General features: G+C 66.2%; 20 protein-coding genes and 2 pseudogenes. 13 read left to right on the top strand and 9 right to left on the bottom strand.

From position 1 onward, the window contains the following. The first annotated feature begins 88 nt into the window (after positions 1–88). Positions 89–2,410, top strand: coding sequence for a TonB-dependent receptor (locus tag QX051_RS11195; RefSeq protein ID WP_315776135.1), 2,322 nt, complete (start codon positions 89–91; stop codon positions 2,408–2,410). Between the two features lie 142 nt (positions 2,411–2,552). Here the strand turns inward: QX051_RS11195 and QX051_RS11190 are convergent, their stop codons facing one another. Continuing rightward, a complete protein-coding gene (locus tag QX051_RS11190; protein ID WP_315757014.1) occupies positions 2,553–3,065 on the bottom strand; it encodes an N-acetyltransferase in 513 nt (170 codons plus the stop codon). Between the two features lie 248 nt (positions 3,066–3,313). Here QX051_RS11190 and QX051_RS11185 point away from each other — a divergent pair, with 248 nt between their 5' ends. The 4 genes from QX051_RS11185 (at position 3,314) to QX051_RS11170 (ending at position 8,103) form a co-directional block, all read left to right on the top strand. Then, positions 3,314–4,714, top strand: coding sequence for an ethanolamine ammonia-lyase subunit EutB (locus QX051_RS11185; protein WP_315776134.1), 1,401 nt, complete (start codon positions 3,314–3,316; stop codon positions 4,712–4,714). Between the two features lie 17 nt (positions 4,715–4,731). Beyond that, complete coding sequence (gene eutC, locus QX051_RS11180; protein ID WP_315776261.1) at positions 4,732–5,493, top strand: ethanolamine ammonia-lyase subunit EutC; 762 nt, start codon at positions 4,732–4,734, stop codon at positions 5,491–5,493. Beyond that, the gene (eat, locus tag QX051_RS11175) at positions 5,486–6,892 is read left to right on the top strand and encodes an ethanolamine permease (RefSeq protein ID WP_315738364.1); all 1,407 of its coding nucleotides are present in this window, start codon (positions 5,486–5,488) and stop codon (positions 6,890–6,892) included. The genes eutC and eat overlap by 8 nt, the downstream gene beginning before the upstream one ends. Before the next feature lie 149 nt (positions 6,893–7,041). Continuing rightward, on the top strand, positions 7,042–8,103 hold the full coding sequence (locus QX051_RS11170) for an AraC family transcriptional regulator (RefSeq protein ID WP_315776133.1): 1,062 nt from the start codon (positions 7,042–7,044) through the stop codon (positions 8,101–8,103). Positions 8,104–8,119: 16 nt separating this feature from the next. Here the strand turns inward: QX051_RS11170 and QX051_RS11165 are convergent, their stop codons facing one another. The 3 genes from QX051_RS11165 to QX051_RS11155 all read right to left on the bottom strand — a co-directional run bounded on the left by QX051_RS11165 (position 8,120) and on the right by QX051_RS11155 (position 10,873). Continuing rightward, entirely contained in the window at positions 8,120–9,292 is a 1,173-nt protein-coding gene (locus QX051_RS11165) for a M20 aminoacylase family protein (RefSeq protein ID WP_315757010.1), read from the bottom strand. A 78-nt stretch (positions 9,293–9,370) separates the two neighbouring features. Next, positions 9,371–10,303 carry a glycosyltransferase family 2 protein gene (locus QX051_RS11160; protein ID WP_315738367.1) on the bottom strand — a complete coding sequence of 311 codons (933 nt, stop codon included), beginning with the start codon at positions 10,301–10,303 and terminating at the stop codon, positions 9,371–9,373. 48 nt (positions 10,304–10,351) lie between these two features. Further along, positions 10,352–10,873: an NUDIX domain-containing protein gene (locus QX051_RS11155; protein WP_315776132.1), complete on the bottom strand. Its 522-nt coding sequence runs from the start codon at positions 10,871–10,873 to the stop codon at positions 10,352–10,354. A gap of 127 nt (positions 10,874–11,000) precedes the next feature. Between QX051_RS11155 and QX051_RS11150 the strand changes: the two genes are divergently transcribed. After that, positions 11,001–11,885 (top strand): metallophosphoesterase, encoded by an 885-nt coding sequence (locus QX051_RS11150; RefSeq protein WP_315776131.1) that lies wholly within the window; start codon positions 11,001–11,003, stop codon positions 11,883–11,885. A gap of 15 nt (positions 11,886–11,900) precedes the next feature. Here QX051_RS11150 and QX051_RS11145 read toward each other — a convergent pair whose 3' ends face one another. Together QX051_RS11145 and QX051_RS11140 are read right to left on the bottom strand one after the other, a co-directional pair. Continuing rightward, entirely contained in the window at positions 11,901–12,449 is a 549-nt protein-coding gene (locus QX051_RS11145; protein ID WP_315738370.1) for a hypothetical protein, read from the bottom strand. 236 nt (positions 12,450–12,685) lie between these two features. Beyond that, positions 12,686–12,892 carry a hypothetical protein gene (locus tag QX051_RS11140; RefSeq protein ID WP_315717315.1) on the bottom strand — a complete coding sequence of 69 codons (207 nt, stop codon included), beginning with the start codon at positions 12,890–12,892 and terminating at the stop codon, positions 12,686–12,688. 195 nt (positions 12,893–13,087) lie between these two features. Between QX051_RS11140 and QX051_RS11135 the strand changes: the two genes are divergently transcribed. Then, positions 13,088–14,533, top strand: a complete 1,446-nt coding sequence (locus QX051_RS11135) for a short-chain fatty acyl-CoA regulator family protein (protein WP_315776130.1) — start codon at positions 13,088–13,090, stop codon at positions 14,531–14,533. A 281-nt stretch (positions 14,534–14,814) separates the two neighbouring features. Here QX051_RS11135 and QX051_RS11130 read toward each other — a convergent pair whose 3' ends face one another. Then, complete coding sequence (locus tag QX051_RS11130) at positions 14,815–15,501, bottom strand: L-2-amino-thiazoline-4-carboxylic acid hydrolase (protein WP_315776129.1); 687 nt, start codon at positions 15,499–15,501, stop codon at positions 14,815–14,817. Positions 15,502–15,654: 153 nt separating this feature from the next. On the opposite strand from QX051_RS11130, the gene QX051_RS11125 reads away from it, so the two are divergent. The 3 genes from QX051_RS11125 (at position 15,655) to mdoH (ending at position 20,085) form a co-directional block, all read left to right on the top strand. After that, positions 15,655–16,281 (top strand): LysR family transcriptional regulator, encoded by a 627-nt coding sequence (locus QX051_RS11125; RefSeq protein WP_315776128.1) that lies wholly within the window; start codon positions 15,655–15,657, stop codon positions 16,279–16,281. A 190-nt stretch (positions 16,282–16,471) separates the two neighbouring features. Then, positions 16,472–17,968 (top strand): glucan biosynthesis protein G, encoded by a 1,497-nt coding sequence (locus tag QX051_RS11120; RefSeq protein WP_315776127.1) that lies wholly within the window; start codon positions 16,472–16,474, stop codon positions 17,966–17,968. Then, complete coding sequence (mdoH, locus tag QX051_RS11115) at positions 17,956–20,085, top strand: glucans biosynthesis glucosyltransferase MdoH (RefSeq protein ID WP_315776126.1); 2,130 nt, start codon at positions 17,956–17,958, stop codon at positions 20,083–20,085. Before QX051_RS11120 ends, mdoH begins: the two co-directional genes overlap by 13 nt. Before the next feature lie 18 nt (positions 20,086–20,103). Here the strand turns inward: mdoH and QX051_RS11110 are convergent, their stop codons facing one another. Continuing rightward, positions 20,104–21,402: a TadE/TadG family type IV pilus assembly protein gene (locus QX051_RS11110; protein WP_315738376.1), complete on the bottom strand. Its 1,299-nt coding sequence runs from the start codon at positions 21,400–21,402 to the stop codon at positions 20,104–20,106. A gap of 347 nt (positions 21,403–21,749) precedes the next feature. On the opposite strand from QX051_RS11110, the gene QX051_RS11105 reads away from it, so the two are divergent. The 3 genes and pseudogenes from QX051_RS11105 to QX051_RS11095 all read left to right on the top strand — a co-directional run bounded on the left by QX051_RS11105 (position 21,750) and on the right by QX051_RS11095 (position 23,683). Continuing rightward, positions 21,750–22,145: a hypothetical protein gene (locus QX051_RS11105; RefSeq protein WP_315776125.1), complete on the top strand. Its 396-nt coding sequence runs from the start codon at positions 21,750–21,752 to the stop codon at positions 22,143–22,145. Positions 22,146–22,252: 107 nt separating this feature from the next. After that, positions 22,253–23,098 (top strand): annotated as a pseudogene (locus tag QX051_RS11100) (alcohol dehydrogenase catalytic domain-containing protein); the annotation flags it as partial. Positions 23,099–23,144: 46 nt separating this feature from the next. Beyond that, a pseudogene (locus QX051_RS11095) lies at positions 23,145–23,683 on the top strand (hypothetical protein). A 26-nt stretch (positions 23,684–23,709) separates the two neighbouring features. Here the strand turns inward: QX051_RS11095 and QX051_RS11090 are convergent. Continuing rightward, positions 23,710–24,420 carry a hypothetical protein gene (locus tag QX051_RS11090; RefSeq protein ID WP_315776124.1) on the bottom strand — a complete coding sequence of 237 codons (711 nt, stop codon included), beginning with the start codon at positions 24,418–24,420 and terminating at the stop codon, positions 23,710–23,712. Positions 24,421–24,784: the final 364 nt, after the last annotated feature.

The following is a 24,784-nucleotide window of genomic DNA, read 5'->3' as shown; positions in this document are numbered from 1 at the left end:
AGCCGACGGCAGGCGCATCCCGCCAGCAACGAAAGACGTGGGACGCCTGATCAGGATCAGGAATTGAACGATGTTGTCGAGAGCCTTGATGTCGGGCTGCAGCGCCGCAGCCATGTTGTGCGTTTTGGGTGCGCCCGCGCGCGCTGACGATCCGAAGCCGGCGGCCGAGTTGCCCGAGGTCAACGTGACAGCGCCGAGCCCGATACGGGCACGGAAGCCGGTGGTGCCGCGGCCCAATCCTACCGCGCGCGTCGCGCGCGGGCCCCGTGCGCCGACGCCAGCGCGAGAAGCACAATCAGCGCCACCGCCGCCGCAACAGGGTGTGCTGCCTGTCGTCACCGACCAGTTCGCAACCGTCACCGTGGTGCCGAACGAGGAGCTTCGCCGCTCCGGCGCCGCCACGCTCGGCGACCTTCTCAATTCGAAACCCGGCATTACCGGATCGAGCTTCGCGCCGGGCGCCTCGAGCCGGCCGATCATCCGCGGCCTCGACGTCAACCGCGTCGGTATCGTCGAGAACGGCATCGGCGGCGGCGGTGCGTCCGATCTCGGCGAAGATCATTTCGTGCCGATCGATCCGCTCACCAGCGACCAGATCGAGGTCGTTCGCGGCCCCGCGGCGCTGCGCTACGGCTCCACCTCGATCGGCGGCGTCGTCAGCGCCACCAACAACCGCATTCCGCAGGCCCTGCCGACCTGTTCGACCGCGCCGTTTCAGACCTATGGCCTGCCGGCGAGCGCGCCGGCCGCGGGCAGCGCGCCTTGCGTCACCGCGGAAACGCGCACCTCGTTCAGCTCGGTCGACCGCGGCGTCGAGGGCGGCGTGCTGCTCGATGCCGGCGGCGGCAACTTCGCACTTCATGCCGATGCCTACGGCCGCAAGACCGGCGACTATTCGATTCCGGGCTACCCCTATCTGTTCGACCAGACCCGCCCGGTGAACGGCCGGCAGCCGAACTCCGCCGTGCAGAACGATGGCGCCTCGATCGGCGGCAGCTATTTCTTCACCGGCGGCTTCATCGGCGCGGCGATCCAGCAGACCGATGCGCTCTACCACATCCCCGGCATCGACGGCGCCGACAGCCGGACCCGGATCGACGCACACCAGACCAAGATCACCGCCAAGGGCGAGTATCGCCCGGACTCCGCGGCGATCGATGCGATCCGATTCTGGGCCGGCGCGACAGACTATCGGCACAATGAGCTCGGCCTTGCAGCCGTCACCGACCCGACCACCGATGGCGTGCGCCAGACCTTCACCAATCGCGAGCAGGAAGCGCGCGTCGAGATGCAGATGATGCCCGTCAATCTGCGCTTCGCCACGCTGACGACCGCCTATGGCGTGCAGGCCGGGCACCAGGAGCTGAATGCGCCGAGCCCCGACAACCCCGGCTCGGTGTTCAACGGCCTGTTCGGCCCCAACACCAACAATCGCGTCGCCGGCTATGTCTTCAATGAGCTCGCCTTCTCGCCCTCGACCAAGGCGCAGGTCGCTGGCCGGATCGAGCACGTCGCGCTGAACGGCTCCACACCGAACTTTCCGGTCGACTATCTGCCGGACGGTACGCCGCAGGCCAACATCGCCCGCAATCCGTCGTACACGCCGAAGAGCGCGAGCGTCGGCCTGTTGCAGAACCTGCCGGGCGATCTGGTGGCGAGCGTAACCGCGCAATATGTCGAGCGCGCACCGAAGCCAGCCGAGCTGTTCTCGCGCGGCGGGCATGATGCGACCGCAACCTTCGACATCGGTAATCCGAACCTGACCATCGAGACGGCCAAAACCGTCGAGGCCGGGCTGCGCAAGGCCACCGGCCCGTTCCGCTTCGAAGCCACGGCCTACTACACGCAGTTCAGCAACTTCATCTACCGCCGGCTGACCGGCGTGATGTGCGGCGACGATTTTGCCTCCTGCGGCACCACCGGCACCGAGCTGAACCAGGCGGTCTACTCGCAGCGCAACGCGCTGTTCCGCGGCTTCGAGTTCCAGAGCCAGTTCGATGTCGCTCCGCTCGGCAGCGGCATCTGGGGCATCGAGAACCAGTTCGACGTCGTCCGCGCCACCTTCTCCGACGGCACCAACGTGCCGCGGATTCCGCCGATGCGCGTCGGCGGCGGCCTGTTCTGGCGCGATGCCAACTGGCTGACCCGCATCAACCTGCTGCACGCCTTCGCCCAGAACGACATCGCGCCGATCGCGGAGACACCGACGCCGGGCTACAACCTGCTGAAGGCCGAGGTCAGCTACCGCACCAAACTCAATCCGAACATGTTCGGCGCGCGCGAGATGCTGGTCGGCCTCGTCGGCAACAATCTGTTGAACGAGAAGATCCGCAACTCCGTGTCCTACACCAAGGATGAGGTGCTGCTGCCCGGCATCGGCGTGCGGATCTTTGCCAATCTCAAGTTCTGATTGCGAATTCGGTCGGGGCGCGGAGGAAAGCAATCTGAGCCCCCTTCGTCATTGCGAGGAGCGAAGCGGCGAAGCGAAGCAATCCAGACTTCTCTTGGGGCTCTGGATTGCTTCGCTTCGCCGCTTCGCTCGCAATGACGACCTACCTGGCGTAGTCCCAGTCAGGACGGATCGCGCCCTCGACGTCCTCGAACGCGCCGTCGACGAGCTCGTTCACCAGCAGCCGGTTGTAGTCGACCGGGCCCGGCATGATCGCCCGGCCTTTCGGCACCGGCTTGAACCCGACACGGCTGTAGTAGGCGGCGTCGCCGACCAGCAGAATCAAGCGATGGCCCTGCGCCCGCGCGTCCGCGATCGAGCGCTCCATCAGCATGCGGCCGATGCCGTGCTTGCGGAACGGCGGCTCGACCGTCAGCGGCCCGAGCATCAGCGCCTTGGTGTCGCCGACGCAGATCGGGAGCTGCCGCACCGAGCCGACCAGCAAAGTGCCGATATGGGCGGTGAACGACAGCGCGAGCAGATGATCGACATGCTCGCGCAGTCGATAGGCACTCAGCACGAAGCGGCCGGGGCCGAAGGTGCGCTCATGCAGCCGCTCTATCGCCTGCGCGTCGCCCGGCTTCTCGGCGGAGATCGTAATGGACAGGTCACTCATGTGGGGTGGCGAGATAGCATTCTGGAGCGGCGCGGTCCATGGCAGGCCGTCCACGTGTTGACAGCATTCGCCCGCCCCGGGGTCGCCAATGCCAATTTTCTGAGCATTCGCGTGGCGTGACCGAAGATTGTGCTAAGATGTCAAGTTTCCGGAGCCGCCCTCGCTTAACCTGCCCCAGGTCATGAGCGTTGTGGTCGCCGTCGCGGCCGCTGGGACCGCTCTGACGCAGCACGAGCGGCAGGTCGAAGATGACGGGTGCGTTCCGGTCGCGCCATCGCGGCGAAACTCATGTGTTCGATGATCTCAAGACGCTGTTGGCCTGCGCCTCGCCGCGCCGGTCCGGCGATGAGCTGGCTGGCCTCGCAGCCGACAGCGCCGCGCGGCGGGTGGCGGCGCGGATGGCGCTCGCTGACGTGCCGCTGCGGCGTTTCCTCGACGAGCCGCTGATTCCCTATGAGAGCGACGAGGTCACGCGCCTCATCCTCGACAGCCACGATGCCGCCGCATTCGCGCCCGTCGCGTCGCTGACCGTCGGCGAATTGCGCGAATGGCTGATGTCCTGGGAGGCGGACGCTGACCGGCTGGCCGCCCTCGCGCCGGGCCTGACGCCGGAGATGGTGGCCGCGGTCTCCAAGCTCTGCGGCAATGGCGATCTCGTCGCTGTCGCCGCCAAATGCCGGGTCGTGACCCGCTTCCGCTCCACGATCGGCCTGGAGGGGCGGCTGTCGTCGCGGCTGCAGCCGAACGATCCGACCGACGATCCCCGGGCGATCGCCGCAGGCACGCTCGATGGCCTGCTGTTCGGCATGGGCGATGCGGTGATCGGCATCAATCCCGCGACCGACAATGTCGAGGCCTGCATCCGCCTGCTCACGATGCTCGATGATCTCAGGCTCAAATTCGAGGTGCCGACGCAGTCCTGCGTGCTGAGCCACGTCACGACCTCGATCCAGGCGATCGGGAAAGGCGCGCCGCTCGATCTCGTCTTCCAGTCGATCGCCGGCACCGAGGCTGCCAATGCCGGCTTCGGCGTGACCCTGGCGCTGCTGGCCGAGGCGCAGGACGCGGCCTTGTCGCTGAGGCGCGGCACGATCGGCAACAACGTCATGTATTTCGAGACCGGCCAGGGCGCGGCGCTGTCGGCCGAGGCTCATCACGGCCTCGATCAGCAGACAGTCGAGGCCCGCGCCTACGCGGTGGCGCGCGCCTTCTCGCCGCTGCTGGTCAACACCGTGGTCGGCTTCATCGGTCCCGAATACCTCTACGACGCGAAGGAGATCATCCGCGCCGGGCTGGAGGATCATTTCTGCGCCAAGCTGCTCGGCGTGCCCATGGGCTGCGATGTCTGCTACACCAACCATGCCGAGGCCGATCAGGACGACATGGACGATCTGGCGCTGCTGCTTGCGGCGGCCAACGTCAACTTCCTGATCGCTGTGCCCGGCGCCGACGATATCATGCTCAACTATCAGAGCCTGTCGCATCACGACGTGATGCGGCTGCGGCATCTGCTCGGCCGCCGCCCGGCGCCGGAGTTCGAGGCGTGGCTGGCACGGATGGGCCTGCTCGACAGCAGCGGCCGCATGCCGCCGCTGCCCGGCAGCGCGCCGGCCGTGGCCCGGCTGATCGGCCATGGAGCGCGCGCGTGAGGGACGATGCGTTCGACATGTTACGCCGGATGACGCGCGCCCGCGTCGCGCTCGGCCGTTCCGGCGACGGGCTGCCGACGCAGGCCAAGCTCGCATTCCAGATGGCGCATGCGCTCGCCCGCGATGCTGTCTGGGGCCGCGTCAATTTCGACGGCATCGCCGACGCGCTCGCGCCGCGCGAGGTGATCAAGGTCGCGAGCGCAGCGCCGGACCGCGCCAGCTATCTGCGCCGGCCCGACCTTGGGCGTCGCCTGGCCGCGCAGGAAGCCGCCGGGCTAACATCCGGTCCGTACGATCTCGTCTTCATCATTGCCGACGGGCTGTCGGCGGATGCGGTCGAAAGCCATGCCGCCGCTGTCGTGATCGCCACCGAGGCGCGTCTGACGGGCCTGTCTATCGGCCCGATCGTGCTGGCTTCGCAGGCGCGCGTGGCGCTGGGTGACGCTGTCGGCGCCGCGATGCGCGCCCGGCTGGTGGCGGTCCTGATCGGCGAGCGTCCGGGTCTGTCGGCCGCGGATTCCCTGGGTGTGTATCTGACACTGCACCCAGCCCCTGGCCTGCGCGACAGCGCGCGCAACTGCATCTCCAACATTCACCACCATGGGCTGTCGGCCGAGCGCGCCGCCGACAAGCTGGCCTGGCTGGTGCGCGAGGCGCTGCGGATCGGCGTCACCGGCATCGGCCTCAAGGAGGCGGCGCCGGACGCCGCGATCGAGACGACCACACCGTCATCACAAATCACCCATCACAAACAGACAGGAGCGACTGGACATGAGTGACGAGACCAAACCGACGCTTTCGAAGAGCCTGACCGGACTCCATCTCTGGGGCATCGCGGTCGGGCTCGTCATCTCCGGCGAATATTTCGGCTGGAGCTATGGTTGGGACAAGGCCGGCACGCTCGGCTTCCTCGTCACCACGATCTTCATCGCGGTGATGTATACGACCTTCATCTTTTCCTTCACCGAACTCACCACCGCGATCCCGCATGCCGGTGGTCCGTTCGCCTATTCCTACCGTGCCTTCGGCCCGCTCGGCGGCTTCGTCGCCGGCTTTGCGACACTGATCGAATTCGTGTTCGCACCGCCTGCCATCGCGCTCGCCATCGGCGCCTATCTCAACGTCCAGTTTCCGGCGCTGTCACCCAAGACCGCCGCGCTCGGCGCCTATGTGGTGTTCATGGCCCTCAACATCGCGGGCGTATCGATCGCCGCGACGTTCGAGCTGTTCGTCACGGTCCTGGCGATTGCCGAGCTCCTGGTGTTCATGGGCGTCGTGTCGCCCGGTTTTTCCTTCGCCAATTTCACCGCCAATGGCTGGGCCGGTGAGAATTCGTTCTCGCTGGCGAGCATCGGCGGCATCGTCGCAGCGATCCCCTTCGCGATCTGGTTCTTCCTGGCGATCGAAGGTGCCGCCATGGCCGCGGAGGAGACCAGGAATCCGACGAGGACCGTTCCTCGCGCCTACATTGCCGGCATCCTGACGCTCGTCGTGCTCGCCTTCGGCACCATGATCATGGCCGGCGGCGTCGGCGACTGGGCGAAGCTCGCCAACATCAACGATCCCTTGCCGCAGGCGATGAAGATCGTGGTCGGCGAGAACTCCGGCTGGCTGCACATGCTGGTGTGGATCGGCCTGTTCGGTCTGATCGCCTCGTTCCACGGCATCATCATGGGCTATTCGCGGCAGATCTTCGCGCTGTCGCGCGCCGGCTTCCTGCCGGCCAAGCTCGCCGCACTGCATCCGACCTGCCGCACGCCGCATTGGGCGATCCTGGCCGGCGGCGTGATCGGCATCGCCGCGATCTACTCCGACGAGCTCATCCAGTTCGCCGGACAGACGCTGACGGCGAACATCGTCACCATGAGCGTGTTCGGCGCGCTCGTGATGTACATCATGAGCATGGCCGCTCTCTTCCGCCTGCGCGCCACCGAGCCCAATCTTATCAGGCCGTTCAAGGCGCCGCTCTATCCGGTGCTCCCGGCCGTGGCGCTGGTGTGCGCGACGCTCTCGCTGCTCACGATGATTTGGTTCAACCTGCAGGTGTTCGCCGCCTTCGTGGTGCTGTTCGCCGCCGGTCTGCTGCTCTATCGTCTGACGGCCGGCAAGCGCGGCAACGCGGCGAATGACGATCTGCTCGACATCGCTTTGACCGAGGCCCGCGCCATGGCCGACTGATCCGCCAGGGCCGGCGAGATCCAGGATCGAGGCAAGCCCTCCGCGTCCCTGCGCGGAGGGCTTTATCGATAGCCCGCTTCGGCAGGCACGTGACTTGCATAACTACGAGGTGTCAACCGACGGCGTACGTCCTCAAAGGCGAGGATTTCATGGCACAGCCTCTTGCAGCCGAACGCGAGCATCCGCGCGACCGCAGCCGGAACATTCTGGCCGCTGCTGCGACCGGTGTCGCTGATTTCATCGCCCTGACGGGAGGCCGTCCGGAAGCGGTATTCGAACGGGTGGGCATCGATGCCGAATGCCTCGGCCAGACCCGCCGCGCGCTCGACCTCGCCGACTATGTCGCGATGATGGAAGACGCCGCGCAGGAGACCGGCAACGACAATTTCGGACTGTGGTTCGGCCAGCGCTACCAGCCGCAGATGCTCGGCCTGATCGGCGAGATCGCGCTGTCCGCGCCGACGCTCGGTTCGGCGATCGAGCATCTCGCGCTGTGGTTTCCCTGGCATCAGCAGGCCACCGAGACCCGCCTCGCCCGCAAGGACGGCTTTCTCCACCTCGAATATCGCATCCTCGACGGCTCGATCGTCGATCGCCGGCAGGATGCCGAATTGACCATGGGCATGTTCGCGAACGTCTTCCGCGCGTGCCTGCCATCGGGCTGGGCGCCTGACATGGTGCTGTTCGAGCATGCCCGGCCGGCCGCCTGGCGCGATCATGAGGCAGCCTTCGATGCCGACGTCGGATGGTCGCAAGGCACCAATGCGCTGGTGTTTCGCGACCGCGGCCTGGACCGCGCCATGCCAGGGGCCGATCTGTCACGCCTGCAGCGGCTCACGACCGATCTTGCCAGTGTCGCCGGCTCGTGCGGCACGCCGGCGTTCCTCGATCTGGTCCGCGGCGAGATCAGACGACGGCTGTCGGCCGGCGCGCTGCATCTCGAGGAGGTCGCCGACGCGCTGTCGACCACGCCGTGGACGTTGCAGCGCCGGCTTGCCGAGTTCGGCGCCACCTTCTCCGACCTCGTCGAGGCGACCCGGCTCGACCTCGCCCGCCACTATCTGCGCCAAGCGCATCTGCCGCTCGGCGACGTCGCCTTCCTGCTCGGCTATTCCGAGGCGTCCGCGTTCTCCCGTGCCTTCGCGCGCTGGAGCGGCTGCAGCCCGCGGCAGTGGCGCCAACGGTCATTGCAGGCGACGGCTCGCAGCTAGCGCCACGCCGCCGGCATCAATCAGCCGGCATCGTCTTCTCGACCAGCCGCACCCAATAGGAGGCGCCATGGCCGAGAATGTTGTCGTTGAAGCGATAGGCCGGGTGGTGGCAATCCTTGCCGTCGCCCATGCCGAGGAAGACGAAGGCGCCGGGACGGGCCTGCAGCATGAAGGCGAAATCCTCGGCCCCCATCAGCGGCGGCGCATTGTCGACCACCCGCTCCGCGCCGACAACGTCGCGGGCGACGTCAGCGGCGACGCCGGTCTCGCGCGCATGGTTCATCGTGATCGGGTAGAGCCGCGTGTATTTCGTCGTCGCCTCACCGCCATAGGTGCGGGCGATGCCGTCGGCGACCTCGGCAATGCGGCGCTCGACCAGATCCTGCACCTCGGGATCCAGCGTGCGCACGGTCCCCTTCAATTCGACGGTCTCCGGAATGACGTTCATCGCCTTGCCGGCCTCGACGACGCAGATCGAGATGACCGCCGACTTGATCGGATCGACGTTGCGCGACACGATCGACTGCAGCGCCGTGATGATGTGCGCAGCGATCAGCACGCTGTCGACCGCCTTGTGAACCCCGGCGCCGGCATGACCGCCCTTGCCGCGGACGGTGATCTCGATCTGGTCCGATGACGCCAGCATCGGGCCCGGCCGCAGCGCGAAGACGCCTTCGGGCACGCCCGGCGCATTGTGCAGACCGTAGACCTCCTGGATGCCCCAGCGGGTCATCAATCCATCGTCGACCATCGCCTTGCCGCCGGCGCCGCCCTCCTCGGCGGGCTGGAAGATTACGATCGCGGTGCCGTCGAAATTGCGCGTGTCGGCGAGATGCTTGGCGGCACCCAGCAGCATCGCGGTATGGCCGTCATGGCCGCAGGCATGCATCAGGCCCGGCGTCTTCGACGCATAGGGCACCCCCGAGGCTTCCTCGATCGGCAGCGCATCCATGTCGGCGCGCAGGCCGACGGTGCGACCTGAACTCGTCCGACGGCCGCGGATGACACCGACCACGCCGGTGCGCCCGATGCCCGTCACCACCTCGTCACAACCGAATTCGCGCAAGCGCTCGGCGACGATGCCGGCGGTGCGATGCACCTCGTACATCAATTCCGGATGTTCGTGGAAATCATGGCGCCAGGCGGCCATGTCGTCGGCGAGCGCGGCGATGCTGTTGAGGATGGGCATGGAGGCGGTGTTCTCGTTCAGGACGTTGACGCCCGAACCATGACCGGAACGGCGGACGGACACAAGCTTTCGCCTGCATCACCCCTCGATCGGCGCGTGTGACAGATAGGCCAGCAGCTTCATCTCGCGGCGACCGCGGGTGACGGTGTCGAGCACGAGGCCCGACGAGGCCGACAGCAGCGCCATGATCATCAGGCCCATCGACAGCACGGCGGTCGGCAGCCGCGGCACCAACCCGGTCTCGATATAGGTGACGAAGATGGGAATCGCGAAGCCGATCGAGACCAGCGCGAGGAAAATGCCGATCGCGCTGAAGAAGCGCAGCGGCTTCTCCGAGCGATAAAGCTTCAGGATCGTGCCGAGGATGCGGAAGCCGTCGCGCCAGGTGTTGAGCTTGGAGACGGACCCTTCGGGCCGCGCGTAGTATGGCGTCGCGACCTCGGCGACCGGCAGCGCCAGCTCCAGCGCATGCACGGTCAGCTCGGTCTCGATCTCGAATCCGTCGGAGAGGACGGGGAAGGATTTGACGAAACGGCGCGAGAATACGCGGTAGCCGGACAGGATGTCCTTGAAGGCCTGGCCGAACACCTCGGCGAGGAAGCTCGTCAGCATCCAGTTGCCGGTGCGATGACCCATGCGATAGGCGGCCTGCTCCTGGTCGACGCGCAGGCCCACCACCATGTCGAGCCGCTCGCTGACGAGACGCGCGATCATGCCGGGCGCACTCGGCGCGTCATAGGTCGCGTCGCCATCGACCAGGACGTAGATGTCAGCATCGACATCGGCGAACATGCGCCGGACGACGTGGCCCTTGCCCTGCCGCCGCTCAGAGCGCACCTCGGCGCCGGCCGCGCGCGCGACCTCGATGGTGCGGTCCTTGGAATTGTTGTCGTAGACATAGACCGTGGCCGTCGGCAGCGCCTGCTTGAAATCGCGGACCACGGTGGCGACCGCGGCCTCCTCATTGTAGCAGGGCACCAGCACGGCGATCCGCATCGAAGGTGATATCATCGACCCCTCTCCCACGGCCGGGAGACTGCCCTCATTCGGTGCAGAAATTCATAATGATCCGGCGGCAACGTTCTGTTCCGGCCGCCAGGTGGGAATGACCTTAACGCCGTCTAGCACCTCGCGCAGGCGGGACAGCGTGCCGAGCGTCGTTCCCTCCGGCAGCGCATCAAATGCGAAGAATCCGGTCTCCACGATCTCGAGGTTCGGCTCCGGCGGCCGGTCCTGCGTGAACCTTTTGATAACGAAGACGGCGACGTGGTCGCGCGACGAGACGTGGCTGTTGAGGAAGATGCCGTGCAGCTCCGGCTCGCCTTCGAGCGCGATCCGGCCCTCCTCGAACAGCTCCCGCGTCAGCGCCTCGATGAACGTCTCGCCGACCTCGACGCCGCCGCCCGGCAGGTGCCAACCCGAGACATAGCCATGCCGGACCAGGAACACGCGGTTCTCGGCATCCAGCACCACGCCGCGGACGCCGAGCGTCATGCCGCGGGCGAAGCGCCAATAGAGATGGAAGCCGCGGCGGAGCACGGGCTCGAACCGGATCCGCAGCCGGCTCAGATGTGTCGTCATCGCTGTCGTCGTCCTGGTTGTTCTTGCGCTCGCTGGCAGGGCTTGTCATGAGAGCCGGGCACCACGAGGGATAGCACGAGATGACATCTGGGCGCGCTTGCATCCGCCATCGGCACCGAGGGGCATAATGGCCGCCTTCACGCTCGCCCATCTGTCCGACCCGCATCTCGCGCCACAGCACAAGCCGCGCCTGTCGGAGCTCGCCGGCAAGCGCGCGCTCGGCTATCTCAACTGGACGCGCAATCGCTACAAATACCATCGCAGCGATATCCTCGATCTGCTCATCTCCGACCTGCACACGCAGATGCCGGACCAGATCGCCGTCACCGGCGATCTGGTCAATTTCGCCCTGGAATCCGAATTCCCCATCGCCCAGGCCTGGCTGCGGACGGTGGGGCCGCCGGACAGGGTCACCGCGATCCCGGGCAATCACGACGCGTATGTGCGCTCGACCCGGCTGCGCTTCGCCGAGAGCTTTGCCGACTATTTCGGCGGCGATGCCGCGGGACCGGCAACGTTCCCCTCGCTGCGCCGGCGCGGGCCGCTGGCGCTGATCAGCCTGTCCTCGGCCGTGCCCTCGGCGCCGTTCATGGCGACGGGACGGATCGGCAGCGCGCAACTCGCCGCGCTTGAGCTGCTGCTCGAATCGCTTGCGCACGAGCAGCTGTTCCGCGTGCTGCTGGTGCATCATCCGCTGCGCTCGGCCCACCGGATGAAGCGGCTGACCGACGCCAAGAAGCTGATCGCGCTGCTCGCGCGCCATGGCGTCGAGCTGATCCTGCACGGCCATGACCACGTGCATTCGACCATCTGGATCGACGGCCCGGAGCGCAAGATCCCGGTCGTCGGCGTGCCCTCGGCCTCCTCGATCGCGCATGGCCACTATCCAGCCGCGGCCTACAACATGTTTGCCATCAGCAGCGACGGCAATCACTGGCGCTGCGACATGACCGTGCGCGCGGTCAACGAGGCGCTGCGCGTGCGCGAAATCCGCGAGGTCCGCCTGCTTTGAGTCGCGGCCAAGTCCTCAGATCTGCTGCAGGCTCGCATAGAACGCGACCCCGAACAGCGACAGCGCGCCAAGCACGAAGCCGAGCACGAACGGCCAGAACCCGCCGCGCCGCCGCGGCGCCTCGCTGGTCTCCTTCGCCTGAGCCCGGGCGACGCTGAAGGCACGCTCGCGCTCGACCATGCGGCGGGCGACGTAGTCGGTGACGGCTTTCACGATCGCACCGATGTCGTGCGACTCGACGAGCACGATGCGGCCGTTGCGGGTGTCCTGCACGAAGCGATACTGCCGCTTGTCACGCCCCATCACGACATGGGCGACGACGTCGATCCACAGCCGCGGCGTCTCGCCCTGGCTGATGCCACGGTCGAACAGATCGAGCTGGCTCGGGATCTCTGCGAACAGGGGGTCGAGCGCGTCGTTGAGTATCTCCAGCCGAGCCACCTCGGCGTCGCGCAGGTCGACCACCACGCCCGTTCGGTCCGCGGCCTCGATCCGGGCCTGGCGCAGCGCTTCGCGCAGGCGCACGGGGCGGGAGTCTGTGCTGCTATCGGCGGCCTCGGACATCGCTCACGCTTTCACGGTTCGGCCCTGGTTTCGCCAGGTTCCCACCGCGTAAACCTAGCAGTAACCCAGTATTCTGCAATCCCCTTTCATCTTCAATGGGTTATAAGCACGCCGTCGTAACCACGAAAAGGACGTGGGCGGCCCCCGCCGATGTGATCCGGCTGAGACCGCCCCGTCCTTGGGCTCTTCCTTGAGCTTATTGAAATACCCGGCAATGCATTCCTTGCGCGGCCGCGTCAGGCGGCCGGAGCGCGCTGCGGTTCCTCGACGATCGAGAACCGCACGCCAGCCTTGTGGCGGTTCTCCTCGGACACCTCGCGCCAGCAATCCTCGGCTTCCTTGCGCGACTTGAACGGACCCTTCACCTGGGCCGAGCCTTCCACCAGCTTGTGGAAATTCATCGAGCCGAACTCGCCGCCGATCACCCAGAAATTGCTGCTCATGAGACTCTCCTTCAACCGTCACAATTTTGACAGTGCATTGCGAATTGCGTGACAGGAGATAAACGCGAGTCCGGATGTTTCGTATAGAGCCCTTGTTTTCGAATGGTGATGTCATGTAACATCATCACTTGTCATAAATGTCATTTTGTAAATATTGTCACAAAGGCGGGCCGGCCGGCCCGAAGGGGGATCGCGATGCCCGGCGAATCCGGAAAGAAGCTGTTCGTCGGCCCGCGCTTCAGGCGCATCCGCCAGCAATTGGGGCTGTCGCAGACCCAGCTCGCCGAGGGCCTCGGGATCTCGCCGAGCTATGTCAACCTGATCGAGCGCAACCAGCGCCCGGTCTCTGCCCAGATCCTGCTGCGGCTGGCCGAAACCTACGACCTCGACCTGCGCGACCTCGCCAGCGCCGACGAGGACCGCTTCTTCGCCGAGCTCAACGAGATCTTCTCCGATCCGCTGTTCCGCCAGATCGAGCTGCCCAAGCAGGAGCTGCGCGATCTCGCCGAGCTCTGCCCCGGCGTCACCCACGCGCTGCAGCGGCTGTACGCGGCCTACACCGAGGCGCGCCGCGGCGAGACCCTGGTGGCGGCGCAGATGGCCGACCGCAACGAGGGCGCCCGTTTCGAGGCCAACCCGATCGAGCGCGTGCGGGACCTGATCGAAGCCAACCGCAACTATTTCGCCGAGCTCGAGCAGCAGGCCGAAAGCCTGCGCGACGCGCTCGACGTGCCGGCCGAGGGGCTCTATGCGGCGCTCGCGGCGCGGCTGCGCGAAAAACATTCGGTGCAGACCCGCGTCATGCCGGTCGACGTGATGCGCGAGACCCTGCGCCGCTACGATCGCCACCGCCGCCAGTTGCTGATCTCCGAGCTGGTCGACGGTCCCGGCCGCACCTTCCAGCTCGCCGTGCAGCTCGGCATGGCCGAATGCCTGCCGCAGTTCGAGCTCATCATCGGCCGCGCCGGTGCGCTCGACGACACCGCGCGGCGGCTGTATCGCATGACGCTGGCGAGCTACTTCGCCGCCGCCGTGATGATGCCCTACGCCCCGTTTCTCGCCGCGGCCGAAGCGCTCAACTACGACATCAACGTGCTGGCGCAGCGCTTCAACACCGGCTTCGAGCAGGTCTGCCACCGCCTCACCACCCTGTCGCGCCCGAACGCCCGCGGCATCCCGTTCTTCATGCTGCGCGTCGACAATGCCGGCAACGTCTCCAAGCGCTTCTCGTCGGGCACCTTCCCGTTCTCCAAGTTCGGCGGCACCTGCCCGCTGTGGAACGTGCATTCGACCTTCGACACGCCCGACCGCCTCCTTAAGCAGATCATCGAGCTGCCGGACGGTTCGCGCTATTTCTCGATCGCCCAGATGGTCCGCCGCCCGGTCGCGCCGCATCCGCTGCCGCAGCCACGCTTCGCCATCGGCCTCGGCTGCGAGATCAGGCATGCGTCGCGCTTGGTCTATGCCGCCGGCATCGATCTGGAGAAGACCGAGGGCACGCCGATCGGGGTCAACTGCCGGCTGTGCGAGCGGGAGAACTGCGCCCAGCGCGCCGAGCCGCCGATCACGCGCACGCTGATCTTGGACGAGACCACGCGGCGCGTCAGCTCGTTCGCGTTCAGCAATGCCAGGGAGCTTTGAGACCACGGCTCTCTCCTCCGTCATTCCGGGGCGCGCGAAGCGCAAACCAGGAATCCATCCAACGACACCGCCTGCGGCCCTGATTCCGGGCTCGCGCTTCGCGCGCCCCGGACTGACACCGCGTTTTTAGCCCCATCTATCCACGTCATTGGTCACGGCGCGCAGAGAGCAGCGCCCGATGCAGACAGCGCCGCATGCGCGCCTTTGCCCACCCTACGAACTGCAATCGCTAAGAGAGCTTTCGTTTGGAAGAACCTCGCGTTGCCAAAGAATGATCCGACCTAATCCGAGGCCAGCCGCGAGAAGCGGAAGTTGCAGTGGCTTGCGCCACCGGCCAGCGTCTGCGTCCGCTCGAGCCGGACGCCGCGCGTCGCATAGGCGTCGACGTCCAGCCCGCAGATGTTCGGCAGGATGTCCTTGTCACCATGACGAGCGGCGAATTTGCAGAAGCCGCAAGCCTTGTAGTCGATGCCGAATTCGAAGGTGTCACTCGGGCCGGGCTCGACGACGTCGTAGACGAAGTCGTCAGGAAATTCGTGCCGATGGCTTTCCGATGTACTCAACGCCGCCTGTTGACGCAAGAAGCTCCGGTTCTCGGGCGACATGAATCGGCGGCCCGCTTCGAGACGCTGCGCTTCAGGCTCCGTGAGCAGCTGCGCCTTGTGGACCTCTCGTTCGATGTCGCCGATCACGGCGGATGGCAAGCCGTGTCGCCGGAGCACACGGCTCATGGCCATGAAGCCGATGAGCTGCATGAAGAACGCGGTCATGCGGCTTGCGGCGCCTCCGACATATGGAAGCTGGTTGAGCACGACGTCGAACTCCTTCAGGACGTCGGTCCTGATTGCATCGATGTCAGACAGCTCAGCCCGCTGGCTCAGGAAGGGACCGGCAAGGTCGAGGCGCTGGCGCATGGCGTCCTGCATGGCGCCGATGTGCGTCTGGTAGAAGAGATGGATATCGGACATCGAACCTCCTTCGTTGCCGGACCTGTCCGGCCAGCACGTTGAGCAAGCAACCCTACCCGCGACCATCCGCGGGCCTCAAAGCAGAGTTTCTGCGGCTCAGCGAAAGAAAATCTATTGCAGGCCTACGGACCTGCCGTGCCAGAGTGCCTGACGATGACCTACAGCCTCCCTCCCCTGAACGCGCTCCGAGCCTTCGAAGCTGCGGCGCGACATCTCAGCTTCAAGCTGGCTGCGCATGAGCTGCATGTGACGCCCGCCGCTATCGGGCAGCACGTGAAGGCCCTCGAACTGCGCCTCGGGGTGCGTCTGTTCGAGCGGCTGCACAAGCAACTCGTCCTGACGGCGGAGGGACAGTCCTATCTGGTCGGGATCTCCGACGGCTTTCGCCGCATCGCAGATGCGACCTCGCAGCTCAAACCCCGATGCGCGGTGCTGCTGCAACTGGGCGTCCACGACGGCTTCGATTTGCGTCGCCTCGCGCTGGAGCATTTCCGCGGCACACATCCCGACATCGGATTGCGGGTCGTGCAGCCGGCCGGCTTGCATGAGTTGGTCGAAGGGAAGGTCGACGTGTTGATCGGCCGTGGCCTTAGCAACCATCCCGGCTATCGCTGCGACAGGATCGAAGGGAGCAGCGGCTTGGGAGACTGGCTCATCGTACCTGAAGGGACGGCGGAGTGTCCGGAAGTGACGGGCTTGCGCGTATGGTTGCGTTCCAGATCGGCTGACGCCTTGCCGACCGACCGTCGACCAGGTCGGATCGGCCTCGTCCGACGTTGAAGCCTCCCCCCTCGCCTTTGCCAATATAGAGCCGTGCGAGCAACGACCGGTCAGCGGCGTCATGATCGTCGTTCATGTGCCGTTCGGACACGACGATCGATTATTCGGGCTGAAAGGTCGCGCTTCCCGATGGAACCCGACGCCTTCAGAAATGTTGCTCCGCAGTTCCATGCAGCAAAGCGAGAATAAGTTGAATCGCCGTCAGTTCATTCAATCTGCGGCTGCGATCCCGGTCGCCGCATCGCTGGCGCGGAGTGCGTCGGCAGCGGCGCAGCCGTTCAGTGCAGCCACTGTCCGCGACCTCGCGCGCAATCTCGCGGCCAAGCCCTACGCTGCGCCGGACGACAAGCTGCCGGACGCGCTGGCCAAGCTCGACTACGACGCCTATCGCTCGATCCGCTTCCTGCCGGACCATGCGCTGTGGCGCGGCGATAACCTGCCGTTCCAGGCGCAGTTCTTCCACCGCGGCTCCATCTACAAGGACCGGGTCGACATCTACGAGATTGCCGACGGGCAGGCCAAGCCCGTGGCCTATCGTCCGGAGGACTTTGCATTCGGTCAGCAGGTCGCGGCGTTCCCGGCCGCCGATCTCGGCTTTGCCGGCTTCCGCATCCACGCGCCGATGAACCGGCCGGACTACTACGACGAGGTCTGTGTGTTTCTTGGCGCGAGCTATTTTCGCGCGGTCGCCAAGGGCGAGATCTACGGGCTCTCCGCGCGGGGGCTGTCGATCGACACCGGCGAGGCCAAGGGCGAGGAATTTCCGGTGTTCAAGGCGTTCTGGCTCGAGAAGCCGACGGGCGGCGCCACCGCGATGGTGGTGCACGCGCTGCTCGACAGCAAGAGCGCCACCGGCTCCTACCGGTTCACCATCCGTCCCGGCGAGACGACCGTGTTCGACGTCGAGGCCTCGCTGTATCCGCGCGTCGAGATCGCTCACGCCGGGCTCGCGCCGATGACCAGCATGTTCTTCTTCGGACCCAACGACCGCAACGACGTCGACGACTTCCGCCCCGCCGTGCACGATTCCGACGGGCTGGCGATGTTCAACGGCAAGGGCGAGCAGTTGTGGCGCCCCCTGAGCAATCCGCGAGACCTGCAGGTCAGCGTGTTCAACGATCTCAACCCGCGCGGCTTCGGCTTGATGCAGCGGGAGCGAAAATACGCCGCCTACCAGGATCTGGAATCGCATTTCGAACGGCGGCCGAGCCTGTGGATCGAGCCGATCGGTGACTGGGGTGACGGCGCGGTGGTGCTGTTCGAGATTCCGACCAAGCAGGAGATCCACGACAACATCGCCGCATTCTGGCGACCGAAGGCGCCGCTCGCCGCCAAGGGAGAGCACAACATGACCTACCGCCTGCATTGGGGCCAGGATGCGCCGAAGCCGCATGCGCTCGCGCGCGTCACTCGCACCGGCGTCGGCGTTCACGGCGAAGGACGGTTGTTCGTGCTCGAGCTCGAGGGAGACGCCTTGAAGGAACTCGATCCGGGCCAGGTCAAGGGCGTGGTCAGCGCCGACAAAGCGGAGGTGACCAACATCGTCACGCAGCCCAACCCCGTGACGGGCGGATGGCGGCTGAGCTTCCAATGTGCCGTGAATGGCGCACCGGTCGAGCTGCGCGCCGAGCTCACCGCCAATGACAAGCTCGTCTCCGAGAGCTGGATCTATCGATGGACGCCGTAACCTCAAGGCAGATGCGCGCGCCTCATCGCGCGGCGATCAACGGCTTCCTTCCCGCAGAAGCGCCGCTCGCGATGGAGCCGTCGCCGCTGCATCACGTTCCGGCGGCGCAACAGGCGATCACGAGCGGGCCACGCATCGCGTTGCGGCGCGCGCTGATCTTCGCCGGCACGGCCGCGTTGACCTTGGCCGGCTGCTACAAGATGTACGAAGTGGTCGAGGTCGGCGGGGTGACCGTGCTGGAAGGCATGGTGCTGGTGCTGTTCTCGATCCTGCTTGCGTGGATCGCCTTCGCCTTCGTGTGCGCGCTGGCCGGCTTCTATGCCTTGCTGGGGCGGCGGCGCGATACGATCGCGATCGACATCGACGGCCCTCTGCCCGATCTCGCAAGCCGCACGGCGATGCTGCTGCCGACCTACAACGAGGATCCGCATGCGGTGATGGTGCGGCTGCGGGCCATGATCGAATCCGTCGCCGAGACCGGTCAGGCCGAGCGCTTCGACTGGTTTCTGCTGAGCGACACCACCGATCCCGACATCTGGATCGGCGAGGAGGCCGCATTTCTGGCGCTGCGCGAGGCCTGCGGCACCGATCGCGTGTTCTACCGGCACCGCGCCGACAATGTCGCCCGCAAGGCGGGCAACATCGCCGAATGGGTGCGGCGCTTCGGCGCGGCTTATGATCACATGATCATCCTCGACGCCGACAGCCTGATGAGCGGCCCGACCGTGGTGCGGCTGGCGCATGCGATGGAGCACGCCCCGCAAGCGGCGCTGATCCAGACCCTGCCCGTGATCGTCAACGGCACCAGTCTCTTCGCTCGCCTTCAGCAGTTCGCCGGCCGACTCTACGGGCCGGTCATCGCCGCCGGCAATGCCTGGTGGTACGGCGCCGAAGGCAACTATTGGGGCCACAACGCCATCATTCGCGTCGCGGCGTTCGCGCAGGACGCGGCCCTACCGGAGTTGCGCGGCCGCAAGCCGTTCGGCGGGCATATTCTCAGCCACGACTTCATAGAAGCCGCGCTGATGCGCCGCGCCGGCTGGGGCATCTACATGACGGTCGACCTCGACGGCAGCTTCGAGGAAGTCCCGCCATCGCTGATCGACCATGCCGCGCGCGACCGGCGCTGGTGCCAGGGCAATCTGCAGCATTTGGCGGTGCTGCCGGCGCGCGGCCTGCATTGGGTATCGCGGCTGCACCTGTTGATCGGCATTGGCGCCTACATCACCGCGCCGCTGTGGTTCGCCTTCCTCGTGCTCGGCATCCTGATTTCGCTGCAGGCCAATTTCGTCCGGCCGGAATACTTCCCGAAGGGCTTTGCGCTGTTTCCGACTTGGCCGGCCCAGGACCCGGTGCTCGCCGCCCAGGTCTTCGCGGCGACGCTCGGCCTGCTGATGCTGCCGAAGCTGCTCGCCTGCCTCGGCACGTTGTTCACGCCGACGCGCCGCCGAGGCTTTGGCGGCGGGTTGCGCCTCTGCGTCGCCGTGCTGGCGGAGACCGTGCTGGCTGCGCTGATCGCGCCCTCGATGATGATCTTCCAGTCGGTCGCGGTGACCGAGATCCTGCTGGGACGCGACGCCGGCTGGCAGGTACAGCGCCGCAGCGACGGCGGCGTGAGCCGGCAGGAGATCTATCGAAAGTTCGCGCTGCCCACCCTGTGCGGCCTCGCAATGGCTGCCAGCGCCTATGCGGTGTCGCTGCCTCTGCTCGCCTGGATGTCGCCGGTCATTGCCGGCCTCGTGCTGTCGATTCCGATCGGACTTCTGACGGGCGGCCGCAGCACCGGCACCGCCCTGTTCGTGACGCCCGAGGACCGGACGCCGCCGCGCGTGCTGATCCGGGCGCGGGAGCTTGCCGATGAGCCCGAGCCCCGCCGCGAGGCCGCGCTGGTCGCGCTGCAGCGGAATGCCGAGCTGCGGCGACAGCATGTCGATGCCCTGCCCGCGCCACAGCGGCGCGAGCCGGGCGACATCGACGTCGACCTCGCCACCGCCAAGGCGCGGATCGCGGGGGCCGGCTCGTTCACGCAGGCGATCCGCTTCCTGTCGCGCCGTGAGATCCTGGCCGTCCTCAGGGATGGCGCGACGCTGGAGCAGCTCGTCGCACTTCCCGCATGAGCGCCTGGACGACCTGCCCTATTTGGTCAGATGCGCCGATGCGATCGCCTGCTGGAACAGCGCGGTAAGCGCTGCGCCGATGCTGCCGCTCGAATCGACTTCGTAGTAGTAGCCCGGGCTGGCGCACGATTTCATGATGCCGCTGATCGAATCCCGCCATGGCGCGATATAGGTCGTGTACCAGCTGTTGTTGGTGATCGCGAGATAGGTGGTGTAGAGCACGGCGATCTTGATGCCACGAGCCTTCAACGCATCGCAGGTCGTCGTGTTCAGCGGCTCCTGGCAGCGGCCGCCCGAGAGAACTGTCTTGCTGCAGGTGGTCGGATAGGAATAGTCGGCGACGCCGTCGGAGACGAAGAACAGCCATTTCTGCGGCTTGGTCGACGAGCCATCGCCCTGGGTCGGGATGACGCCGTTCATCGCGGACATCGCACCGTCGAAATCGCTGCACATGTCGTTGTTGTAGCCGCTGTAGGGGATCGTCATCAGGTCGAGCGAACCGACCGACGATTTCACCGAGGACATGCTCGAGGACAGGCTGGCGATGGTCGTGAGGCCGAGCGAGCCGCAGTCGCTGCCCAGGCTGTAGACCGCCATGCGGTACTGGTTGCTGACGACCTGGCTGGCGGTCGCCGTGTCCGTGAGCGACTGCGTCGCGCTCCGGACGACGTCGATGCGCATCGTCACGCCCTTCTTCTTGGCGATGGAATAATAGCTGTTGGTCTGCAGCGTCTTCTTCGAGCTCGACGTATAGGTGTCGTGGCAGGCGAAGGCGCACTTGTCGGACGTCGCATTCTGCAGCGTCGTCATGTCGGCCGTGGTTGCGCCGAGGCCCTGCGACGGCGAGTTGTCGAGCAGAACGTAAAAGTCCATATAGGTCGGGAACGAGGCCGAAGCCGACGACGAGGCCGAGACCGTCATGGTCGGGTAGCCGAACATGTGCATGAAGGCCGTCTTGACCACCACGGTGGCGCTGCCGGTCACGGTCCGCGCGGTGACGCTGTCGCTGATATCGATGTTCAGCGAGTCCGCCGCCAGATTGTGCGCCGCCATCTGGCCGTTGAACATGTTGGTCGCCGCCGTCTTGGCATCCGACGCGGCGCCGCGCATGGCGGTGTAGCCGGTCGCAGCCAGCATCGCGGCGTCGATCGAAGCCGACAGCTTCGCCTTGGCGCGCACGGCCATCGAATAGTCGATCGCCGAGCCGACGAAGGCGAGGATCGGGAGCAAAGCAAGCGCGAAGATGATCGCGATGTTGCCGCTCTGGTCGCGACGGAAACGCGACAATAGCCTGAGGTATCTATTTCCGGCCAGCACGGCCACACTCCAACGAACACGGTGATGTTGCCGGGAATGTTGCGGATCAAGCGTTGCATTGGAATTGATGGAATTGCCGAGAATTGGTTACGTTGCGTTTCCGATTGTCGTAAGCGGCCTTCCGGCGGTGTCGATGCACCACTCAGAGTGACATGACTGCCATGCGGACAGTGTTTTTGGCGGGCCCAACACGGAATGCCGGACGGGTCTCATCCGCCCGCCGCCCCCTGATCTGCGCGGCACCCCTCCTCTGGTACCCCGATTGCAAAGCGGCTGCGCCGATTGCATAGTCCGCGCGGTTTGCAGCGCCGGGGCGCGCTGATTCTCTGGGGGAGTTGAGGACGACGATGGCGGATGCCGATCTTGATGCCGTGATCCGGCAACTGGCCAAGCAGCAGAACAAGGCCATTCTGGCGGCGGCGAAGAAGCGCAGGGACCGCTTCAACGGCATGGCCGTCAAGGCCAAGGACAAGGACGCCAAGGAGCGCTTCAAGCTGCTCGCTCGCGAGGCAGTCGAGCAGGCCAATGCCGCCGCCCGACGGCTCCTGATCTCCGCCGACAACGTCGCCGACAGCTACGCCCGCGCGATGCGCCAGGCCGCCGCCGCGGAGCTGCCCAGGAAGGCGGAGTCCAAGCCTCCGGAGAAAAAGGCCGACGCCGCGGCAGCCAAGCCGCAAGCTCGCAAGGCGGCCAGGAAGGCTCCTGCGAGGGCCACGGCGAAGAAGGCCGCCAAGTCGGCCTGAGCCGGGCTCCGAGCGGACGCCTCGCCACCTCCGAAAATTGCGCCTTCGATAGCAACCATCGCCGCGCCCTTCGACTTGCCTCCGCAACATTCTGCCCGGAGGACTGTATGAAGGCGCTGGTTTGGCATGGCAAAGAGGACATTCGCTGCGACACGGTGAGCGATCCCGAGATCGAGCATGACAGGGATGCCATCATCAAGGTGACGAGCTGCGCGATCTGCGGCTCCGACCTGCATCTGTTCCACAACTACATCCCGGCGATGATGCCCGGCGACATCATGGGCCACGAGACCATGGGCGAGGTCGTCGAGGTCGGTTCCGGTGTCAACGGCAAGCTCAAGAAGGGCGACCGCATCGTCGTGCCCTTCACCATCATCTGCGGCGAATGCGAGCAGTGCCGACGCGGCAATTTCTCGGTCTGTGAGACCACCAACCGCAACAAGCATCTTGCCGAGAAGGTGTTCGGACACACCACCGCAGGCCTGTTCGGCTACACGCATCTCACCGGCGGCTATCCGGGCGGCCAGGCCGAGTATCTGCGCGTGCCGTTCGCCGACGCCACGCATATCAAGGTTCCCGACGGCTTGACGGACGAGCAGGCGCTGTTTCTCAGCGACATCTTCCCAACCGGATGGCAGGCGGCCGCGCAATGCGACATCGAGCCGGACGATACCGTCGCTGTGTGGGGTTGCGGCCCGGTGGGACAGATGGCGATCCGCAGCGCCATCCTGCTCGGCGCCGCCAAGGTGATTGCGATCGACCGCATTCCGGAGCGGCTGGCGATGGCCGAAGCCAGCGGCGCCATCCCCATCAATTTCGACAAGGAGAGCGTGGTCAGACGGCTGAACGAGCTGACCGACAACAAGGGCCCGGAGAAGTGCATCGATTGCGTCGGCTTCGAGAGCCATGTCACCCTGGCGCAGCCCGATAGCGTAGTCGATCGCGCCAAGCAGGACAGCTGCGTCAAGGTCGTGCTGAAGCCATAAGGGATCGCATCGCATGTTTCATGTCTCGAATCTCGTGAGGTCGAAAGGCGACCCCAAGATCATCTCGACCGGCCCGAGCTCGCTGACGCCGGCCGATCGACTGGCCCGCGGGCTCGGCTGGTTCAGCATTGCGCTCGGCACGCTGGAGCTGCTGGCGCCGCACCGCGTCACCCATGCGCTCGGCATGGAGGGCCGCGAGGGACTGGTGCGCGCCTATGGCGTGCGCGAGCTGTTCGCCGGCGTGCCACGCTCTCGGTGGAGAAGCGGGCCGGCCTGCTGAGCCGCGTCGCCGGCGATGGGCTCGACATGACGACGCTGGCCGGTGAGCTCAGGCCGAGCAATCCGCGCGTGGGCAGCGTGCTGGCGGCGCTGGTCATGGTCGGAGGCATCACGGCGCTGGACTACATGTGCGCCCAGGACGTCAAGAGCCAGCACGATCCGCGACGCGGCCGCAAGCGCCTCTACAGCGACCGCAGCGGCTTTCCCAGGGGCATCGCCGCCGCAAAAGGCGCGGCGTTGCCGCGGCCGGCGCGCAGCACCGCTGCGACCTAGCCGGCCTGTGACAAAGCGTCCTGAAGCTACGGCTTCAGGACGACAGAGAACCGGCGAAAGCCCGCGATCTTCGGAAACGCCTCCGCGGCCTCCGGCGAGACCAGGGCCACCACGGCTGCGCTCACCTCGCCATTGTTCAGCCGGGTGATCGCGGTGGCCTGTCCTTCCAGCAGCAGCACCTCCGTCGCACCGGCCGCATTCATGGCCGCGGTGATCTTCGCGTTGGACTTGGCATAGCGCTCGTCGATCGCGATCACCTTGCCGCTGAGATCGGCGACTCCGCGCACGGTGGGACGCGTCAGCAGCACCGCGACGAGATGACTGTCGGCGGGCCCCTCGGGGACACGCAGCGCGGTCATCCGCTCGGCCAGCTCGGCCGCCACCGTCACCGCAGCCACCATGACGTCGCTCTGGACCTTGGCCGGATTCGGCATATCCGTCGTGGCGGAGGGGGTCTTGATCACCGGCGCGGGCGCGCCGTCAGCCGGCGCGACCGGATCGGGCCGCGGCGTTTGCGCCGGCGCCGCGAGCGGCTTTTCGATCGGTTTATCAATCGCCTTTTCAATCGGCTTTTCAGTCGTCTTGGCGGTGACGATTTGCGGCTTGACCCGGCGCTTTGCGGCGTGGGCGTGCTTGCGCTGCAGGGCCGCGCGGCGCGCGACCGCGGCTGCAGGCTTACGGATCGTCTTGGCAGGCTCCAATGATTGCGGCGGCTGGTCGGCGACGGGACCGTCCACGCAGGGCCTTCCGCTCAGATCGACGCAAGGCGAGGCCACTTGCGGCGTCACCTGGTGGCTGCAGCCGGCCAGGGCCAAGGTTGAAACGACGGCCAACGCGCCGAGACAAAGCGCTCTCACTTTTCCGCTCCTGACGACTCTCCTGCGCACGGGACGCGCCTCTGCTTTGGCCTGCTATTTCAAGGGCCATCCGTTAAACTCAGGCTTAAGCGCCGGTCCCGGCACGCGGACTCAGTGAGGCGTGGTTAATGTCGCGCGCACAAGGCGGCGGCATTGGCCGGCCTCGACCGCGAGAACCCGGCATTCCCTCAGCGGATATCAAATAGGCTTCACGCCGCCGCGGGGGGCGTGCACGAATTCCGTT

The sequence above is a fragment of the Bradyrhizobium sp. SZCCHNR1053 genome (genome assembly GCF_032381235.1).
Taxonomy (GTDB): Bacteria; Pseudomonadota; Alphaproteobacteria; order Rhizobiales; family Xanthobacteraceae; genus Bradyrhizobium.
This window is presented reverse-complemented; position numbering and strand designations above follow the sequence as displayed.

Excerpts from the sequence above, each read along its gene's own strand:
- QX051_RS11195 (WP_315776135.1), top strand. The coding sequence starts at position 89 with ATGTCGGGCTGCAGCGCCGCAGCCATGTTGTGCGTTTTGGGTGCGCCC.
- QX051_RS11190 (WP_315757014.1), bottom strand. The coding sequence starts at position 3,065 with ATGAGTGACCTGTCCATTACGATCTCCGCCGAGAAGCCGGGCGACGCG.
- QX051_RS11185 (WP_315776134.1), top strand. The coding sequence starts at position 3,314 with ATGACGGGTGCGTTCCGGTCGCGCCATCGCGGCGAAACTCATGTGTTC.
- eutC (WP_315776261.1), top strand. The coding sequence starts at position 4,732 with ATGTTACGCCGGATGACGCGCGCCCGCGTCGCGCTCGGCCGTTCCGGC.
- eat (WP_315738364.1), top strand. The coding sequence starts at position 5,486 with ATGAGTGACGAGACCAAACCGACGCTTTCGAAGAGCCTGACCGGACTC.
- QX051_RS11170 (WP_315776133.1), top strand. The coding sequence starts at position 7,042 with ATGGCACAGCCTCTTGCAGCCGAACGCGAGCATCCGCGCGACCGCAGC.
- QX051_RS11165 (WP_315757010.1), bottom strand. The coding sequence starts at position 9,292 with ATGCCCATCCTCAACAGCATCGCCGCGCTCGCCGACGACATGGCCGCC.
- QX051_RS11160 (WP_315738367.1), bottom strand. The coding sequence starts at position 10,303 with ATGATATCACCTTCGATGCGGATCGCCGTGCTGGTGCCCTGCTACAAT.
- QX051_RS11155 (WP_315776132.1), bottom strand. The coding sequence starts at position 10,873 with ATGACGACACATCTGAGCCGGCTGCGGATCCGGTTCGAGCCCGTGCTC.
- QX051_RS11150 (WP_315776131.1), top strand. The coding sequence starts at position 11,001 with ATGGCCGCCTTCACGCTCGCCCATCTGTCCGACCCGCATCTCGCGCCA.
- QX051_RS11145 (WP_315738370.1), bottom strand. The coding sequence starts at position 12,449 with ATGTCCGAGGCCGCCGATAGCAGCACAGACTCCCGCCCCGTGCGCCTG.
- QX051_RS11140 (WP_315717315.1), bottom strand. The coding sequence starts at position 12,892 with ATGAGCAGCAATTTCTGGGTGATCGGCGGCGAGTTCGGCTCGATGAAT.
- QX051_RS11135 (WP_315776130.1), top strand. The coding sequence starts at position 13,088 with ATGCCCGGCGAATCCGGAAAGAAGCTGTTCGTCGGCCCGCGCTTCAGG.
- QX051_RS11130 (WP_315776129.1), bottom strand. The coding sequence starts at position 15,501 with ATGTCCGATATCCATCTCTTCTACCAGACGCACATCGGCGCCATGCAG.
- QX051_RS11125 (WP_315776128.1), top strand. The coding sequence starts at position 15,655 with ATGACCTACAGCCTCCCTCCCCTGAACGCGCTCCGAGCCTTCGAAGCT.
- mdoH (WP_315776126.1), top strand. The coding sequence starts at position 17,956 with ATGGACGCCGTAACCTCAAGGCAGATGCGCGCGCCTCATCGCGCGGCG.
- QX051_RS11105 (WP_315776125.1), top strand. The coding sequence starts at position 21,750 with ATGGCGGATGCCGATCTTGATGCCGTGATCCGGCAACTGGCCAAGCAG.